Annotated in this window: 14 protein-coding genes; 4 read left to right on the top strand and 10 right to left on the bottom strand. The window is 72.4% G+C overall.

Annotated elements, in window-relative coordinates; all coding sequences use genetic code 11:
* Positions 1-104: 104 nt before the first annotated feature.
* A complete protein-coding gene (locus PSU4_RS02780; RefSeq protein ID WP_147102349.1) occupies positions 105-1,781 on the top strand; it encodes an MDR family MFS transporter in 1,677 nt (558 codons plus the stop codon).
* Between the two features lie 93 nt (positions 1,782-1,874).
* On the opposite strand, the gene PSU4_RS02785 is transcribed toward PSU4_RS02780, so the two are convergent.
* From PSU4_RS02785 to PSU4_RS02815, 7 genes are all read right to left on the bottom strand, one after another.
* On the bottom strand, positions 1,875-3,425 hold the full coding sequence (locus tag PSU4_RS02785; RefSeq protein ID WP_147102350.1) for an AMP-binding protein: 1,551 nt from the start codon (positions 3,423-3,425) through the stop codon (positions 1,875-1,877).
* 67 nt (positions 3,426-3,492) lie between these two features.
* Positions 3,493-4,809 (bottom strand): MFS transporter, encoded by a 1,317-nt coding sequence (locus PSU4_RS02790; protein WP_147102351.1) that lies wholly within the window; start codon positions 4,807-4,809, stop codon positions 3,493-3,495.
* On the bottom strand, positions 4,806-5,531 hold the full coding sequence (locus PSU4_RS02795; RefSeq protein ID WP_186816706.1) for an enoyl-CoA hydratase/isomerase family protein: 726 nt from the start codon (positions 5,529-5,531) through the stop codon (positions 4,806-4,808). The genes PSU4_RS02790 and PSU4_RS02795 overlap by 4 nt, the downstream gene beginning before the upstream one ends.
* 23 nt (positions 5,532-5,554) lie before the next feature.
* On the bottom strand, positions 5,555-6,853 hold the full coding sequence (locus tag PSU4_RS02800; RefSeq protein WP_147102353.1) for an LLM class flavin-dependent oxidoreductase: 1,299 nt from the start codon (positions 6,851-6,853) through the stop codon (positions 5,555-5,557).
* 2 nt (positions 6,854-6,855) lie between these two features.
* Positions 6,856-8,013 (bottom strand): LLM class flavin-dependent oxidoreductase, encoded by a 1,158-nt coding sequence (locus PSU4_RS02805; protein WP_147102354.1) that lies wholly within the window; start codon positions 8,011-8,013, stop codon positions 6,856-6,858.
* Entirely contained in the window at positions 8,010-8,684 is a 675-nt protein-coding gene (locus PSU4_RS02810; protein ID WP_147102355.1) for a cyclase family protein, read from the bottom strand. Before PSU4_RS02810 ends, PSU4_RS02805 begins: the two co-directional genes overlap by 4 nt.
* Positions 8,684-9,619, bottom strand: coding sequence for a dihydrodipicolinate synthase family protein (locus PSU4_RS02815; protein WP_147102356.1), 936 nt, complete (start codon positions 9,617-9,619; stop codon positions 8,684-8,686). Before PSU4_RS02815 ends, PSU4_RS02810 begins: the two co-directional genes overlap by 1 nt.
* A gap of 410 nt (positions 9,620-10,029) precedes the next feature.
* Here PSU4_RS02815 and PSU4_RS02820 point away from each other — a divergent pair, with 410 nt between their 5' ends.
* Positions 10,030-10,692: a GntR family transcriptional regulator gene (locus PSU4_RS02820; protein ID WP_222596147.1), complete on the top strand. Its 663-nt coding sequence runs from the start codon at positions 10,030-10,032 to the stop codon at positions 10,690-10,692.
* A 118-nt stretch (positions 10,693-10,810) separates the two neighbouring features.
* Here the strand turns inward: PSU4_RS02820 and PSU4_RS02825 are convergent, their stop codons facing one another.
* On the bottom strand, positions 10,811-11,233 hold the full coding sequence (locus PSU4_RS02825; RefSeq protein WP_147102357.1) for a MarR family winged helix-turn-helix transcriptional regulator: 423 nt from the start codon (positions 11,231-11,233) through the stop codon (positions 10,811-10,813).
* Positions 11,234-11,314: 81 nt separating this feature from the next.
* On the opposite strand from PSU4_RS02825, the gene PSU4_RS02830 reads away from it, so the two are divergent.
* A complete protein-coding gene (locus tag PSU4_RS02830) occupies positions 11,315-13,132 on the top strand; it encodes an ABC transporter ATP-binding protein (protein ID WP_222596148.1) in 1,818 nt (605 codons plus the stop codon).
* A 53-nt stretch (positions 13,133-13,185) separates the two neighbouring features.
* Positions 13,186-14,292, top strand: coding sequence for a DNA topoisomerase IB (locus tag PSU4_RS02835; protein WP_246114912.1), 1,107 nt, complete (start codon positions 13,186-13,188; stop codon positions 14,290-14,292).
* A 68-nt stretch (positions 14,293-14,360) separates the two neighbouring features.
* Here PSU4_RS02835 and PSU4_RS02840 read toward each other — a convergent pair whose 3' ends face one another.
* The gene (locus tag PSU4_RS02840) at positions 14,361-14,906 is read right to left on the bottom strand and encodes a type 1 glutamine amidotransferase domain-containing protein (RefSeq protein WP_147102358.1); all 546 of its coding nucleotides are present in this window, start codon (positions 14,904-14,906) and stop codon (positions 14,361-14,363) included.
* A gap of 33 nt (positions 14,907-14,939) precedes the next feature.
* A complete protein-coding gene (locus PSU4_RS02845) occupies positions 14,940-16,121 on the bottom strand; it encodes a thiolase family protein (RefSeq protein ID WP_147102359.1) in 1,182 nt (393 codons plus the stop codon).
* Between the last annotated feature and the right edge of the window lie 52 nt (positions 16,122-16,173).

Below are 16,173 nucleotides of genomic sequence, written 5' to 3' on the forward strand. Positions count from 1 at the left end.
CCCGCCATCTTACTTGCCGACCGGCTAGTTCGAGCGTAGCTTACCTCTCAGACCTTACTAGCCGGTCGGCAAGTAAGAGCAGGGGTATCCGGGGGAGGACCGAGATGGACGAGGAGACCGGGACGGCCACGGCCGCACCGGGCGACGAGCAGCGGGCCGGCAGGCACCGCGCCGAGCCCGGAAGCGCCGCGTCGGCCGTCGCAGTGCAGACCGAGCAGCAGCACGAGCCCCGCCACGCGGAGGCGGAGACCACCACCCGGACCGTCGACGAGGACCGGCCACGCAGCAAGCGCGAGATCTACACCGTGCTGTCCGGCCTGATGATCGCGATGCTGCTGGCCATGCTGGACAACATGATCGTCGGCACCGCGATGCCGACGATCGTCGGTGAGCTCGGCGGGCTCGCCCACCTGTCGTGGGTCGTCACCGCCTACGCGCTCGCCACCGCCGTCGCGACGCCCGTGTGGGCCAAGCTCGGCGACCTGTTCGGCCGCAAGGGCGTCTTCATGGTGTCGATCGTGGTGTTCCTCGCCGGGTCGGCGCTGTCGGGGCTGGCCCAGAACATGGGCGAGCTCATCGCCTTCCGCGGCGTCCAGGGCCTCGGCGCGGGCGGCCTGATGGTCGGCGCCATGGCGATCATCGGTGACCTGGTGCCTCCCCGCGAGCGGGGCCGCTACCAGGGCATGATGGCCGCGGTCATGCCGATCGCGTTCGTCGGCGGACCACTGCTCGGCGGGTTCCTCACCGACAACCTGAGCTGGCGCTGGGCCTTCTACATCAACATCCCGCTCGGCGTGCTGGCACTGGTCGTCATCTGGTTCACGATGAAGCTCCCGGGCCGCCGCGCGCAGGTCTCCATCGACTGGGCCGGAGCCGGCCTGCTCGCCACCGCCGTGTCGGCGCTGACCCTGCTCACCAGCTGGGGCGGCACCGAGTACGCGTGGGGCTCGTGGCAGATCATCGGGCTCGGCGTGCTCACCGTCGTCGCCACGATCTGGTTCGTGCGGGTCGAGCGCCGCGTCGCCGAGCCGATCCTGCCGCTGGCGCTGTTCACGGCCCCGAACTTCACCCCGGCCATCGCCCTGACGTTCCTGACCGGCTTCGCGATGTTCGGCGCGGTCACGTTCCTGCCGCAGTACCAGCAGATCGTCCAGGGCGCGTCGGCGACGAGCAGCGGGCTGCTCCTGCTGCCGCTCATGGCGGGCATGCTCGTCACGTCGCTCGCGGGTGGGCAGTTCGTCACGCGCACCGGCCGCTATCGGATCCTGCTGATCCTCGGCTCGTTCGCGATGGCCGCGGGCCTGGGCGTGCTGTCGCTGATGACCGTCGACACCACGATGCTCACCAGCTCGCTGTTCATGGTCGTGCTCGGCGTCGGCATGGGATTCCTGATGCAGACGACGATGCTGGTCGTGCAGAACAGCGTCGACCGCAAGGACATGGGCGCGGCCAGCGGTGCCGCCACCCTGTTCCGGACGATCGGCGGCTCGCTCGGGGTGTCGCTGCTGGGCACGCTCTACGCCCAGCACCTGCAGTCCTCGCTCACCGGCAGCCTCGGCGCCGCCGCGGGTGCGCAGGTCAGTGGGGGTCAGCTCACCCCGGCCATGCTGAGCGGGCTGCCCGCGCCGGTGCAGGAGGCGTTCCGTGCCGCCGTCACCTCGGGCGTCTCGACGGCGTTCCTGTGGGCGGCCGGGGTCGCGCTGGTCGCGATCGTGGCGGCCTTCGTCATCCGTGAGGTGACGCTGCGGGGCAGCGCCCCGGCCCCGGCCCCCACACACTGACCCGCCGGCCCCTGTGAGTGGCGATAGTCGCTATGGCGACTATCGCCACTCACGACTGTCGGGCCGGACGCGGCGGCACCGCGCGGAACGACGTCAGCCGGTGTAGCGGGCGCGCAGGAGGTGTTTGCGCAGCTTGCCCGTCTCGGTGCGGGGGAGCTCGTCGACGAAGTCGACCACCCGCGGCACCTTCCGATGAGAGATCCGCGAGCGCAGGAACGCCCGCAGCTCCTCGGCCAGCTCCGGCCCCGGGACGGCGCCGGGTGCGGCGCGGACGACGGCCGTCACACGTTCGCCCAGGTCGTCGTCGGGCACCCCGATGACGGCGACGTCGAGCACCGCCGGGTGCAGGGCCAGCGCGTCCTCGATCTCCTGCGGGTAGACGTTCACACCACCGGAGATGATCGTGAACGCGCGACGGTCCGTGAGATAGAGGTAGCCGTCGGCGTCGACGTGGCCGATGTCGCCGTTGGTGCCCCAGTTGGGGTGCTTCGGGTTCTGTGCCTCGGCCGTCTTGCCGGTGTCCTTGTGGTAGCTGAACGGCAGCACCTCGCGCTCGAAGTACACGAGCCCGGTGTCGCCGACCGGCACCTCGTCGCCGGCGTCGTCACACACCCGCACGACACCCAGCCGCGACCGGCCCACCGAACCCGGGTGGGCCAACCACTCGTGCGAGTCGATCATCGTGACGCCGAGGGCCTCGGTGGAGCCGTAGTACTCGTGCAGGACGGGCCCCCACCAGTCGATCATCCGGTGCTTCACCTCGACCGGGCACGGTGCCGCCGCGTGCACCGCCACCGTCAGCGACGACACGTCGTGGCGGGCGCGCACCTCGTCGGGGAGCTTGAGCATGCGGACGAACATCGTCGGCACCCACTGGCTGTGCGTGGCCCGGAAGCGGCCGATCGCGGCGAGCGCGGTCTCGGCGTCGAACCGCGGCATCACGACGACCGTGCCGCCGACGGCGTGCACCATCGCACCGAACCGCAGCGGCGCCGCGTGGTAGAGCGGGGCGGGGGAGAGGTAGACGGTGTCGGCGTCGAAGCCGTAGACCGGCCCGAACACCCCGAGCAGGGGGTCCGGCCCGTCGTCGATCCCCTTGTCGGACAACGGCGGCTTCACGCCTTTGGGGCGGCCCGTCGTGCCGGAGCTGTAGAGCATGTCCTTGCCGCGCGGCGGGTTGCCGGGTACCGGCTCGGCGGAGGCGGCGGCGAGCGCGGCCTCGTAGTCGTCGTGGCCCGCGACCCCGTGCCCGTCGAACCCGCCACCGAAGGCCAGCCGCAGTCGGACCCGCGGCGTGCCGTCGACGATCTCTGTCGCGGTGGCGGCCTGCCCGGCCGACGTGACCAGCGCCGTCGCGTCGCAGTCGTCGACGATGTAGGCGGCCTCGGCGGGCTGCAGGTGGAAGTCGACCGCGGTGACGTAGAGCCCGCTGCGCACCGCCGCCCAGTAGATCTCGAAGCAGCGCGGCGAGTTCTCGGCCAGCACGACGACGTCGTCGCCCGGGCGCAGCCCCGCGTCGTACAGGACGCGGGCGAGCCGCCGGGAGCGGTCGTCGAGCTGGGCGTAGGTGAGGGTCTCGCCCGTGTCGGACATGACGACGGCGGGCTTGTCGGGGGTGAGTGCAGCGAACCGACCTGGGTGCAACGCCGGACCTCCTCGAGCGGTCGTGAGTGGCGATAGTCGTTATAGCGACTATCGCCACTCACAGGGGTCACTCGGGGAGGGGCTTCCCCTTGGTCTCGGGCCCCGCGATCAGCGCGAACACCAGGCCGAGGACGTAGATCGACCCGATCACGAGCGCAGCCGTGGCGATGCCGCCCAAGCCCCCCACGATCGCGCCCGCCAGGAGCGCACCGGCCGCGGCGAACACCCGGCTGACGTTGAACACGACGGTGATCGCGCTGCCCCGCAGGCTCGTCGGGAACAGCTCGCCCGGGTAGGTCGCCATCCAACCCATCTGCCCGAGGGTGAAGAACCCGTTGACCGCGACGACGAGCGTCAGCAGCCCGAGCGAGGAGTACTCGATGCCGAAGAGCACCCACGTCAGCACCAGCGCCCCGGCGAAGTAGGACCACAGCGCCCAGCGCCGGCCGATCGCGTCGGCCAGCACGCCCCACGCGAGCCAGCCCAGCACGCCACCGACGTTGTAGGCGAGGACGATCAGCGTCGTGGTCGTCGGTGCCGCGCCGGCCGCCTTCACCGCGGCGCCCGCGTACTGCGGCACCCAGGTGGAGACGGCCCACCACCCGACGAGGCTCGCCGTCGAGCAGGCCAGCAGCTTCAGCAGCCGGCTGCGGCTCGTCGGCTCGGTGAACAGCCGGCGCAGGGTGAACACGGTCAGGGCGCGCTCGTGCTCGTCGAGGGTCTCGCCCTTGGCCGCGCGGGCGGTCGCGGCACGGCGGCGGGCGTCGGCGTCCTCCCACATCGGGGACTCGCCGACGCGGCGGCGCACGAACAGCACCACCAGGGCGGGCAGGGCGCCGATGGCCAGCAGCCAGCGCCACGTCCCGGGCTCGGTGGGGCCGAGCAGCCAGAACACACCCGTCGCGACCAGGAAGCCGACGCCGAACGCGCACTGCAGCAGCGCGATGCCCTTGCCGCGGCTGCGGTCGGACCAGGTCTCGGCGACCAGCGCGCTGCCGGGGCCCCACTCCGCGCCCATGCCCAGTCCGGCGATGATCCGCAGCACCAGGAAGATCGCGAAGTTCGGCGAGAGTGCCGCGAGGCCCGTCGCGATCGCGTAGGTGAGGATCGAGGCCATCAGCACCTTGCGACGGCCGAAGTAGTCGATCAGCACGCCCGAGGCCAGGCCGCCGACCGCCCACGCGATCAGCTGCACGGCGAGGATCGTGCCGAAGTAGACCGGCGAGGCGCCCGTCCCGACCAGGTCGGCGACGACCAGGCTGCCGACCAGCACGATCGCGTACGTCTCGAACCCGTCGAGCATCCAGCCCAGCCAGGCCGACGCGAAGTTGGCGCGCCGGGTGTTGGACGCAGTCCTTGGCGCGGCTGCGGTGTCCGTACTCACGACTGCCCCCGCTCGATCCAGGCGACGAGCCGCTCCACCGCGTACTCGCCGAACTCCTTGGCCGGACGCTGCTCGGCCGACTTGGCCTCGCCCGCGAACTCCTTGAGCAGCCGCAGCGCCGACGCGTCGCGACCGGCGAGCTCGGCGACGGTCCGCTCGACCGTCGCGTCCAGGTCCGCCTCCGCGACGACACGGCTGACCAGGCCGAGCCGCAGCGCCTCGGCCGCGCCGACCTTGCGCGAGGTGAGCACCAGGTCGTCGGCGGCCTTGGGGGTGACGTGGCGGTACAGGTAGGTGAGGACGACCAGCGGCGGCAGACCGGCCGCCAGCTCGTCGAACCCGAGGATCGCGGTGTCGGCGGCGATCGCGATGTCGGAGTGCAGCGCGAGCCCGGTGCCGAAGCCGAAGGCGCGCCCGCGCACGGCGGCCACGCTGATTCCGGGGAAGCTCGCGAGAAGCTCGTTGGCGTGCAGGATGAGCCGCAGGTTGTCGGCGCGGGTGACGCCGGCGACGCGCTCGCCCTTGTCGCGGCCCAGCGTGAGGTCGGCGCCCGCGCCGGACACGACGAGGACCGTCGCCCCGCTCGCGTGGGCCTGCTCCAGGCCGGCGATGAACGCCTGCATCGTCGCGTAGGTGATCGTGTTGGCGTGGTCGGGTCGGTTGAAGGTCACGCGCGCGACACCATCGGCGTGCGCGACGAGCACCGGATCGGGCTCGGTCATGGGTTCGGCTCCGTCGGGGAGGGTCAGGGGAGTGGGGGCAGGCCGAGATTTGTGCGCAGGGTGGACCCCGCGTACTCGTTGTGGAACAGACATCGCTTGCGCAGCAACGGAACGACGTGCTCGACGACGTCCTCCAGCCCGGACGGGAAGGCGTCGATCATCAGGTTGAAACCGTCGACCGCGCCGGCCTCGACCCAGGTCTCGATCGTGTCGGCGATCTCCTCCGGCGTGCCGACCACCTGCTGGTGGCCGCCGCCGTTGGCGTAGAGCAGCTCGCGGACGGTGAGGTTGCGCCGCGTCGCGAGCTCGACCGCGGCGTCGCGGAACCCGTGCGAGCCGCGGAAGCCGTCGTTGGCGCGGATCAGGTCGACGGGCAGCGGCTCGTCCAGCTCCAGAGCCTCGACCGGCACGCCCACCCGCAGCGCCAGCTTCTCCAGCTCCGGGCCGACGCCGCGCAGCTCGTCGAGCTCCTCCTTGCGCGCCTGCGCCTCCGCGGTCGTGCTGCCGACGACCGGCAGCAGCCCGGGGACGATCTTCAGCGCGTCGGCCGGGCGTCCGTGGCCGACGGCGCGGCGCCGGACGTCGGTGCGGAAGGCCGTCGCCGCCTCGATGGTGTTCTGCGCGGTGAACACGACGTCGGCGTACTGCGCGGCCAGGTCGCGCCCACTCTCCGAGGCCCCGGCCTGGAAGATGACCGGCCGGCCCTGCCGCGAGCGGGGCAGCGTCGACGGGCCGCGGACGGAGAAGTGCTCGCCGACGTGGTCGAGCGCGTGCACCCGGGCGGCGTCGACGAACGTCCCCGTCGCCTTGTCGCCCACGGTGGCACCGGCCTCCCAGCTCTCCCACAGCCCGATGACGACGTCGAGGAACTCCCGGGCGCGGGCGTAGCGCTGGTCGTGCGCGGGCAGCGGGGTGCCGCCGAAGTTGCCGGCGACCGCGGGCACGAACGTCGTCACCGCGTTCCAGCCCGCCCGGCCGCGGCTCATGTGGTCGAGGCTCGCGAAGCGCCGGGCCAGGTTGAACGGCTCGTTGAACGTCGTCGACGAGGTGCCGACGAGCCCGATCCGCTCCGTGTGGGCGGCCATCACCGCCAGCGTCACCGCCGGGTCGAGCGCCCCGAGGTTGGGCCGGGCGAAGCGTTCCTCGCTGACGTCGAGCGTGTCGGCGAGGAAGATCGCGTGCAGCGCACCGGCCTCCGCGGTCCGCGCGATGTGCGCGTAGTAGTCCGGGTCGACGTAGTCGAACGCGTCGCCGTCGCGGTAGCGCCACGAGCCGTGGTGCATGCCCAGGCCCATGACGGTGGCGGTGAGGATGATCTCCACGGCTATCCCCGGAGTCCGCGAGCCTTGAGCAGCGGGACGACGGCCTCGTTGAAGAACGCCAGCTCCGGTTCGTAGTCGTAGAAGCCCAGCTGGACGCCGTCGAACCCGGCGGCGTGCAGCCGCTCCAGCGCGTCGGCGACCCGCTCCGGGCCACCGGTGATCTGCAGGTGCCCACCCAGCGCGCGGTCGGCCAGCACGTGCTGGGGCCAGGCCTGGGCGTCGCCGGAGGTGTGCCGGGCGTGGTAGTTCACCAGCGAGCCGGTGTCGGCGTGGGCGACGATCTCGTCGCGGTAGGCGAACGCCTCCTCGTCGGTCTCCTTGCAGATGACCAGCGGGAAGATGATGACCTTCACCTCGCGGCCGTGCGCGCGGGCCGCGTTCTTGATCGTCGCGACGTGCTCGGGCATCGCGTCGATCGCACCGTCGAAGTCGGCGCCCGCGGGGCTGGCGGTGAACACGATGTCGACGTGGCGGCCCGCGAAGTCGTAGCCCGCCGGGGACCCGCTGGCGGCGACCAGGATCGGGCGCCCGTACTTCGGTCGCGGCGACACGTACGCGTCACGCAGGGAGTAGAACTCGCCGTCGTAGGTGAGGTTCTCGCGGCCGTTCCACAGGTCTTCGAGGATCGAGGTGAACTCGTCGGCCATGTCGTATCGACGGTCGTGGTCGATGCGGTCCATGCCGAACATCGGCGGCTCGCCCGCGGCGTAGCCGGTGACGATGTTGAGCCCGTAGCGCCCGCCCGCGATGTGGTCGGCCGTCGCGGCGAAGCGGGCCAGGTGCATCGGGTGCCAGTTGCCGTAGAGCACGTGGACCGTCGAGATCGACAGGATGTTCGTCGTCACCGTCGACAGGGCGATCGTCGAGATGAACGGGTCCAGGAAGTTCTCCCGGTAGTTCATCTCGCCGCCGAAGCCGCCCTTGCCGATCCACTGCTGCAACCCGAACACGAACTCGAAGCCCGACGCCTCGGCGAGCTGGGTGAGGTGGCGGTTGTACTCGAAGTCCCACTGCGTCGCCCGCGGCAGCGTCGACTGCGAGAACGCGCCCGTCTGCAACGGCAGGAACAGCCCGAGCATCAACGGCTGGCGCGACGCCCGGGACAACGGGCTGTCGGGGAAGTCGAGAGGCCCGGGGACGGGATCGAGGGCGCGACTCATCGGGTGCCTCCCGTCTCTGCGAGGGTCTCGACGACCACGCGGGCGGGCCCGGCGTCCCCGCCGCGGATCGCCAGCGGGTAGGCGTGCACGTGGACCCGCTGTCCCGCAACGGCGTCGAGGTTCGTGAGGTTCTCCGCGATCAGGACCTCGGCCCCGAGCAGCGTGCGGTGCACGGGGAAGTCGAAGCCCGCGCCGCGGCGGTGCACCGGCAGGTCGGGGGTGATCATGTCGACGCCCACGAACGGCACCCCCTGCTCCACGCACCAGGTGGCGAGCTCGGGGGACAGGCTGGGGTGGTCGGCGTAGTCGCCGGAGAGGAACTTCTCGCTCCACCCCGTCGCGACCAGCAGGAACTCACCCCGCTCGGGGGCGGGGCCACCGGCGAGCACGTCGTCGACGGTGATCTCCTCGCCCGGCTTGCGGTCCACCTTCGCGACGACCGCCGACCCGGCGAACCGCTCGATCGGCAGCTCGTCGATCGTCTTCGCGCCGTCGACGGCGTGCGCGGGTGCGTCGATGTGGGTGCCGACGTGCAGCGCCAACGTGATCGCGCTGATGTTGAGCGGTGCGCCGTCGGCGATCGAGGCCACCTGGTGACGCTCGACCTCGGGCAGGATCGGGATCTTGGGCATCCCCGGCCACAGCTGGTGGGAGATGTCGAGCAGTGCCATCAGGCGGTCTCCTTCGCCGTGCTCGCAGCGGCGAAGTGGTCGAGCAGGTCCCACTTCGCGAGGAACTCACGCATCTCGGCGCGCGCGGTGTCGTCGAGGCCCGACCACGGCCACAGCGGCTCACCGAGGTCGCATCCCATCAGACCGGCCGCCGCCTTGACCGCCGGCAGGAACCCGAGCCCGGTCCAGCGGCCCGGGAACTCGGAGAAGAACAGCTGCAGCCTCGCGGCCTCGGCGACGTCGCCGGACTCGAACGCCTCGACGAGCCGGGTCGCGATCGGCAGCCCCGACGTCGGCAGCATGGCGCCGCTGCCGCCGAGGACCAGCGTCGAGAGCAGCAGCTCCATGTTCGTGTAGACGTGCGCGCTGCCCTGGATGCGGTTGACCAGCCCGAGCAGCTTCTGCTCGTCGCGCGAGGTCTCCTTGATCGCGACGACGTTCGGGTGGCTGCAGATGCGGGCCATCGTGTCGACCGACAGGTCCACACCCAGGCGCGGGTTGTTGTAGAGCAGCACCGGGATCGGGCTGGCGTCGGCCAGCGTCGCGAACCAGTGGTGGGCCTCGTCCGGTGTCGGCGCCGCGCCCCACGGCTTCGGGCTGGCCACCGCCGCCGCGACCGACGCGCCGCGTTTCGCGATCTCCCCGGCCAGCGCGATCGACTCCTTCAGCGACGCGCTCGACACCCCCGCCAGCACCGGGACGTCGTCGGGCAGGCCCTCGCGGGCCGCGTCGACGAGCCCCAGGCGCGCCGCCTTCGTCAGGACCTGGAACTCCTGGCTCTCGACCGCGCCGACCGTCACCGCCACCGGGCGGGCCGCCGCGAGCACGTCGACCTGCGCGGCGAACCGCGCCTTGTCGACGCGCACGCTCGTGCCCACGAACGGGGTCAGGGCCGCCACGACCAGTCCGCGGCGCAGCACGACGTCAGCCGTCATCGAGAAACCTTCCTGGGATGGGATCCGTGCCGACGTGCGGTCACGGACGGTGGCGCCGCGAGGGCGCGAGCTGCCGGCACGAGGGCGCGGCGGCGGCGGTCGGGTCGACTCAGCCGCGAGCGGGACCAGGACGACAGCTACGGCAGCCGCGGTCACCGCGGGTGTCGCGCGGGCAGGACAGGACGCTGCGCTGGGAGACGTGACGTGTCGTCACCGTTCCTCCTCGCCGTCGTCGTCGGGGTCGTCCGCGACAGTAAGTGAGGACCGCGCCATGTGCAAGACGCGTGTCAACACGCGTCTACACGCGTCTACGTGATGGACGCGCGCGCACGATTGTGCGGACACGTCCCGTACTCTGTGCCGCGTCGATGTCGGGCCGGACCCCACGGTCCGGCCGGTGAGGGGGACCCGTGGCCGCGCCCGTCCAGACCGGCAATACCGCCGAGTCGCAGTACCTCGTGCTGCGCGACGAGATCGTCGGCGGAACGCTGCCCCCCGGGACGACCCTGCTCGAGACCGCACTCGCCGCCCGCCTCGGCGTCGGCCGCGCCCCCGTCCGCGAAGCCATCCTCCGGCTCGAGTGCGACGGCCTCGTCGTCCGCGGCCCCCGCGGCCCGCACGTGCGCACCCTCACCGCACCCGAGGTCGTCGAGATCTACCAGGCGCGCATCGCGCTCGAGGCCGAAGCCGCCGCGTCCGCCGCCGCCCACCGCTCCGCCCTCGACCTCGCCCGGCTCCGCCACGTCGACGAGGAAGCCCGCGGCGCCCGCGACCAGGACGAACGCCGCGCCCTGCACGGCCGCTGGCACGCCGTCCTGCGCCAGGCCTGCCACAACCCGACGATCACCGCCATCCTCGAACAGCTGGCCCTGCAGCTCGCGCTCTACGACAGCGTCGACATGTCGCGCAACCCGAACCTCGAGTCGAGCGACGACGAGCACGCCGAGGTCCTCGACGCCATCTCCGACGGCGACCAGGACCGCGCCCGCACCGTCCTGCGCGCCCACCTCGAACGCACCCGCGACGTCCGCATCGCCGCACTGGTCCGTCAGGAGAACAGCTCCACCGCCTGACCGGGCTCCACCGCCTCGCCGGGGCGGGCTACTCCGGCCGTGCGCCCAGTTCGACGTCAGGTTGGTTCCCGGTGCGTCGCGCGCAGTCTCCTGTCGAGCTCGGCGTGTGGGGTCGCGGTCAGTCCCGCAGGGAGCCGAGGATGCGGGCGAGCTCGGTGCGGTCGTGGGCGTCGAGGCCGCGGAAGAACCCCTCGGCCTCGGCGACGCGTGCGGCGCGGATGCCGTCGGCGATCTCGCGGCCGCGTGGGGTGACGCGCACCAGGGTGGCGCGCCGGTCGGCCGGGTCGGGGGCGCGTTCGACGAGGCCGCGTACCTCGAGGTCGTCGACGACCTCGGTGGCCGAGCGCGGGGCGATGCGCAGCTGTTCGGACAGGGCGCCGGGGCGCATCTCGCCGTTGCGGACGAGGACGCCGAGGGCGCGGGACTGGCCGGGGGTGACGTCCCAGGGGGCGAGTGCGTCCTTGGAGAGCCTGCGCAGCCGGCGGGCGACGGCCCAGAAGGTCTCGGCGAGCGAGTCGTCGGATGCGGGCTCGGCGGTCACGGAACAAAAATAGCACCAAGTCGTGTTGTAGCCTCATGTTGAGGTAACCTCAGCAATTGTCCCGACCGAGAGGGGTCCGGCTTGGAACCCACGACTTCCGGCACCATCGCCGGCACGGAGGACCGTCCGCGCCGCGGCGGCCGCACCGTCACCGCGGCCGAGAAGGCCCAGGCGCGCGAGGTCTCGCTGCGCCGCATCGGCCGTCTGTTCACGCCCTACCGCAGCAGGCTGGCCGTGGTCGTCGCCATGATCGTCGCCTCGTCGATCGTCGGCATGGCCTCGCCGTTCCTGCTGCGCGCCGTCATCGACACGGCGCTCCCCGAGCGCGACGTCGCGCTCCTCGTCGCGCTCGCCGCCGGCATGGTCGGCGTCGCCGCGCTCACGTCGGCGTTCGGCGTCGTGCAGACCTGGATCAGCACCCGCATCGGCCAGGAGGTGATGCACCGGCTGCGCACCGACGTCTTCGGGCACCTGCAGCGCCAGTCCATCGCCTTCTTCACCCGCACCCGCACCGGGGAGGTGCAGTCGCGGATCACCAACGACATCGGCGGCATGCAGTCCGTCGTCACCTCCACGGCGACCTCGATCGCCGCCAACCTCACCACCGCCGTCGCGACGATCGTCGCCATGGCCGCCCTGTCCTGGCAGCTCCTGCTCGTCTCCCTCGTCGTGATGCCGCCCGCGATCCTGCTGACGCGCCGCGTCGCCCGGGTGCGCCGCGCGATCACCGCCGCCCAGCAGCGCGAGCTCGCCGACCTCAACGTCACCGTCGAGGAGGGTCTCTCCATCAGCGGTGTGCAGCTGACCAAGACCATGGGTTCGGGTCCCGCCGTCGTCGCGCGGTTCACGCGGTCCTCGGAACGGCTGATCGACCTGGAGCTGCGGTCACAGCTCGCCGGGCGCTGGCGGATGGCCTCGATGAGCGTCATCTTCGCCGCGGTCCCCGCGATCATCTACGTCGGCGCCGGGCTGCCCCTGGGCGACGCGATGACGATCGGCACCCTGATCGCGTTCACCACGCTGCAGGCCGGACTGTTCCGGCCCATCACGGGGCTGCTCGACGTCGGCGTCTCGATCGTCAGCTCGCTCGCGCTGTTCGCGCGCATCTTCGAGTACCTCGACCTGCCCGTCGACGTCGACGACCCGGCCGACCCGGTCGACGTCGACCCGGCCCGCGCCCGCGGCCACGTCCGGTTCTCCGACGTCACCTTCGCCTACCCGGGCAGCGAGACCGCAGCCGTCGCCGGCGTCAGCCTCGACGTCCCCGCCGGCTCCACGCTGGCGCTGGTCGGCGAGACCGGGTCGGGCAAGAGCACCCTCGCGGGGCTCGTCGCCCGGCTCCAGGATCCGTCCGGCGGCCGGATCACGATCGACGGCGTCGACCTGCGCGACATGCGCCTGGCCGACCTCACCGCGATCGTCGGCACCGTCAGCCAGGAGACCTACCTGCTGCACACCACGGTCCGGGAGAACCTGCGCCACGCCAAGCCCGACGCCACGGACGCCGAGATCGAGGCGGCCGCGCGCGCCGCGCAGGTCCACGACCTGATCGCGTCGCTGCCCGAGGGCTACGACACCGTCGTCGGGTCCCGGGGCCACCGGTTCTCCGGGGGCGAGAAGCAGCGGCTGGCCATCGCGCGGACGCTGTTGCGCGACCCGCGGGTGCTGGTCCTCGACGAGGCCACCAGTGCGCTCGACACCGAGACCGAGCGGGCCGTGCAGCAGGCGTTCGACACGCTCGCCCGTGGCCGCACGACGATCACCATCGCCCACCGGCTCTCCACGGTCCGCGACGCCGACCGGATCGCGGTCCTCGACCACGGTCGCGTCGTCGAGTCCGGCACGCACGACGAGCTGCTCGCCCGCGACGGCCGCTACGCCGCCCTCGCCGCGGCCTGAGCGGCATCGGGGGGCACCCGACTTTCACGCCGCCGGCGGCAGCGTCGCCCGGATTGGCCGTCCCGGCCCACGGGTACGGGACGGCCGTGCCCGACGACGAGCTCCCCCACGGCCTGACGCGTTCGGACACCGCGGGCCCCGGCTGGACCCGCCGGCGCCGCGGGAAGGGCTGGAGCTACTCCGACGATCGCGGCACGATCATCACCGACCCGTTGGTGCGCACCAGGATCGGGCAACTGGCGATCCCGCCCGCGTGGCGTGAGGTGTGGATCGCGCCCGACGAGCACGGGCACGTCCAGGCCGTCGGCACCGACGACGCCGGCCGTCGCCAGTACCTGTACCACCCGGTGTGGCGGGAGGCCCGCGACCAGGTCAAGCACGACCGGGCACTCGTGCTGGGCAGCCGGATGCCGCGGATCCGGGCGGAGATCGCCGCCCGGCTGGGGGAGCGCGGGCTGGGGTCGCGCCGGGTGCTCGCGGCGGGCCTGCGGATGCTCGACCTCGGCGTCTTCCGGGCGGGTGGCGAGCAGTACGCCCCCGACAACCCCGATGACGACGGCACCTTCGGCCTCGCCACCCTGCTGCGCGAGCACGCCGTCCTCCAGCGCGGCGCGGTGCTCGTCGACTACCCCGCGAAGGGTGGCGTCCAGCGGGCGGTGCGGCTGGCCGACCCGGACCTGCACACGGTGATCGGGTCGTTGCGGCGCCGCCGCGGCGGCGGGGAGGAGCTGCTGGCCTACCGCGACGACGGGCGGGGGCAGGAGTGGCACGACGTCACGACCGCCGACCTCAACGCCGCGGTGAAGGAGCTGGCCGGCGACGAGATGACGTGCAAGGACCTGCGGACCTGGAACGCGACCGTGCTCGCGGCGGTCGAGCTGGCGGCGCGCAGCCGCGACGGGATTCCGGATGCGGAACGGGCCCGGAACCGGCAGGTGAGGCAGACGATGACGGCGGTGGCGGAGCACCTGGGCAACACCCCGGCCGTCGCGCGCGCGTCGTACGTGGACCCGCGGGTGGTGCAGCGCTACGAGGACGGCCGCACGATCCTGCGGGCGCTGCGCAAGGTCGGGGACGTGACGTCCGAGGACGGCTCGGTCGACGGCCGCTCCCGCGACGTCCTCGACCGCGCCGTGGTCCGCCTCATCCGGCACGGCTGATCGGGAAAGGCCTGGTCAGGGGTCGCGAGCGGTAATAGTCGCGATAGCGACTATTACCGCTCACAGGCTCACTTCGCCGCGAACTCCTGCACGATGCGCGCGCAGAAGGCGGGCAGGTCGTCGGGGTCGCGGCTCGTGGTGAGGCGGCCGTCGGTGACGACCTCCTCGTCGACGGCCGTGCCGCCCGCGTTGCGGATGTCGGTGCGCAGGCTCGGGAACGACGTCAGCGTCCGGCCCTGGACGAGGTCGGCCTCGACGAGCGTCCACGGCGCGTGGCAGATCGCGGCCACCGGGTGGTCGGCGGCGAACGTGTCGCGCACGAACGTCAGCACCTTGTCGTCGAGGCGGAGCCGGTCGGCGTTCACGGTGCCGCCGGGCATGATCAGCGCGTCGTAGTCCGATGCCGAGACCTCGGAGACGACGCGGTCCACGGGGTGCTTCCCGGCGGGCTCGATGTCGCTGTTCATGGCCTGGATGTCGCCGTCGGCGAGCGAGACGAGCTCGGTCGTGGCCCCGGCCGCTTCGACGGCCTTGCGGGGCTCGACGAGCTCGACCTCCTCGACGCCGTCGGTGGCGAGCACGGCGATGCGCAGTCCCTGGAGTTCTCCACTCATGGCGGCGGCGTTCCCGGGGCAGGCCCGGGCAAACTACCGGCCCACGAGCTCCACGATCGTCGCGTTGGCGGTGCCGCCGCCCTCGCACATGGTCTGCAGGCCGTAGCGGATGTCGTTCGCCCGCATGTGGTGCACCAGCCGCGTCATCAGGATCGTGCCGGACGCGCCGAGGGGGTGGCCGACGGCGATGGCGCCGCCGAGGGGGTTGAGGTACTTGCCGTCGGGGTCGTCGAGGCCGAGCTCGATCTGCCAGGCCAGCGGCACGGGCGCGAACGCCTCGTTGACCTCGAAGGCGCCGATGTCGGAGATCGAGAGTCCGGTGCGGGCGAGGACCTTCTGCGTCGCGGGGATCGGGCCGGTGAGCATCATCAGCGGGTCGGCGCCGCTGACCGCGCCCCCGTGGTAGCGCGCGATCGGGGTGAGGCCCAGCTCCTTGGCGCGCTCGGGCGTCGTGATCAGGACGGCGGAAGCGCCGTCGGAGATCTGGGAGGCGTTGCCCGCGTGAATGACCCCGTCCTCGCGGAACGACGGCTTCAGCTTCGCGAGGGTGTCGGGGGAGGTGCCACGGCGCAGGCCCTCGTCGGCGGTGAACTCGGGCTTGCCGGGGACCTCGACGAGCTGCCCGGCGAAGGCGCGCGAGTCGATGGCCGCGGCGGCCAGCGCGTGGGAGCGGGAGGCGTACTCGTCGAGCCGGGCCCGCGACAGGCCCCAGGCGGCGGCGATGCGTTCGGCGCCGACGCCCTGGTTGAAGTCCTCGTTGGGGAACTCGCCGGAGGTGAGGTCGTCGGCGTAGCGCTCGCGCACGAGCGGCCCGAAGGGCCGTCCGAGGTCGCGGCCCGCGCCGAGGGGCACCCGCGACATCGACTCGACCCCACCGGCGACGACGAGGTCGTACTGGCCGGCCATCACCATCCCGGCCGCGAAGTCGAGCGAGGACTGGCTCGACCCGCACGCCCGGTTGACGGTGATCCCCGGCACGGTCTCGGGCCACCCGGCGGCGAGCACGGCGTAGCGGCCGATCTGCGCGGCCTGGTCACCGACCTGGTTCACGCAGCCCCAGACGACGTCGTCGACGAGCGCGGGGTCGATGCCGGTGCGGTCGGCGAGGGTGCGCAACACCGCGGCGGACAGGTCGACGGGGTGGACGTCGGCGAGCGACCCGTTGCGACGGCCGATGGGGGTGCGGACGGCGTCGACGATGACGGCTTCCGGCATGGGCGCTCCTTGGGGATCACGACGAGGTTTCCGTCCGACGGTACGTCGTGGC

This window comes from Pseudonocardia sulfidoxydans NBRC 16205 (assembly GCF_007989085.1).
Lineage (GTDB): Bacteria > Actinomycetota > Actinomycetes > Mycobacteriales > Pseudonocardiaceae > Pseudonocardia > Pseudonocardia sulfidoxydans.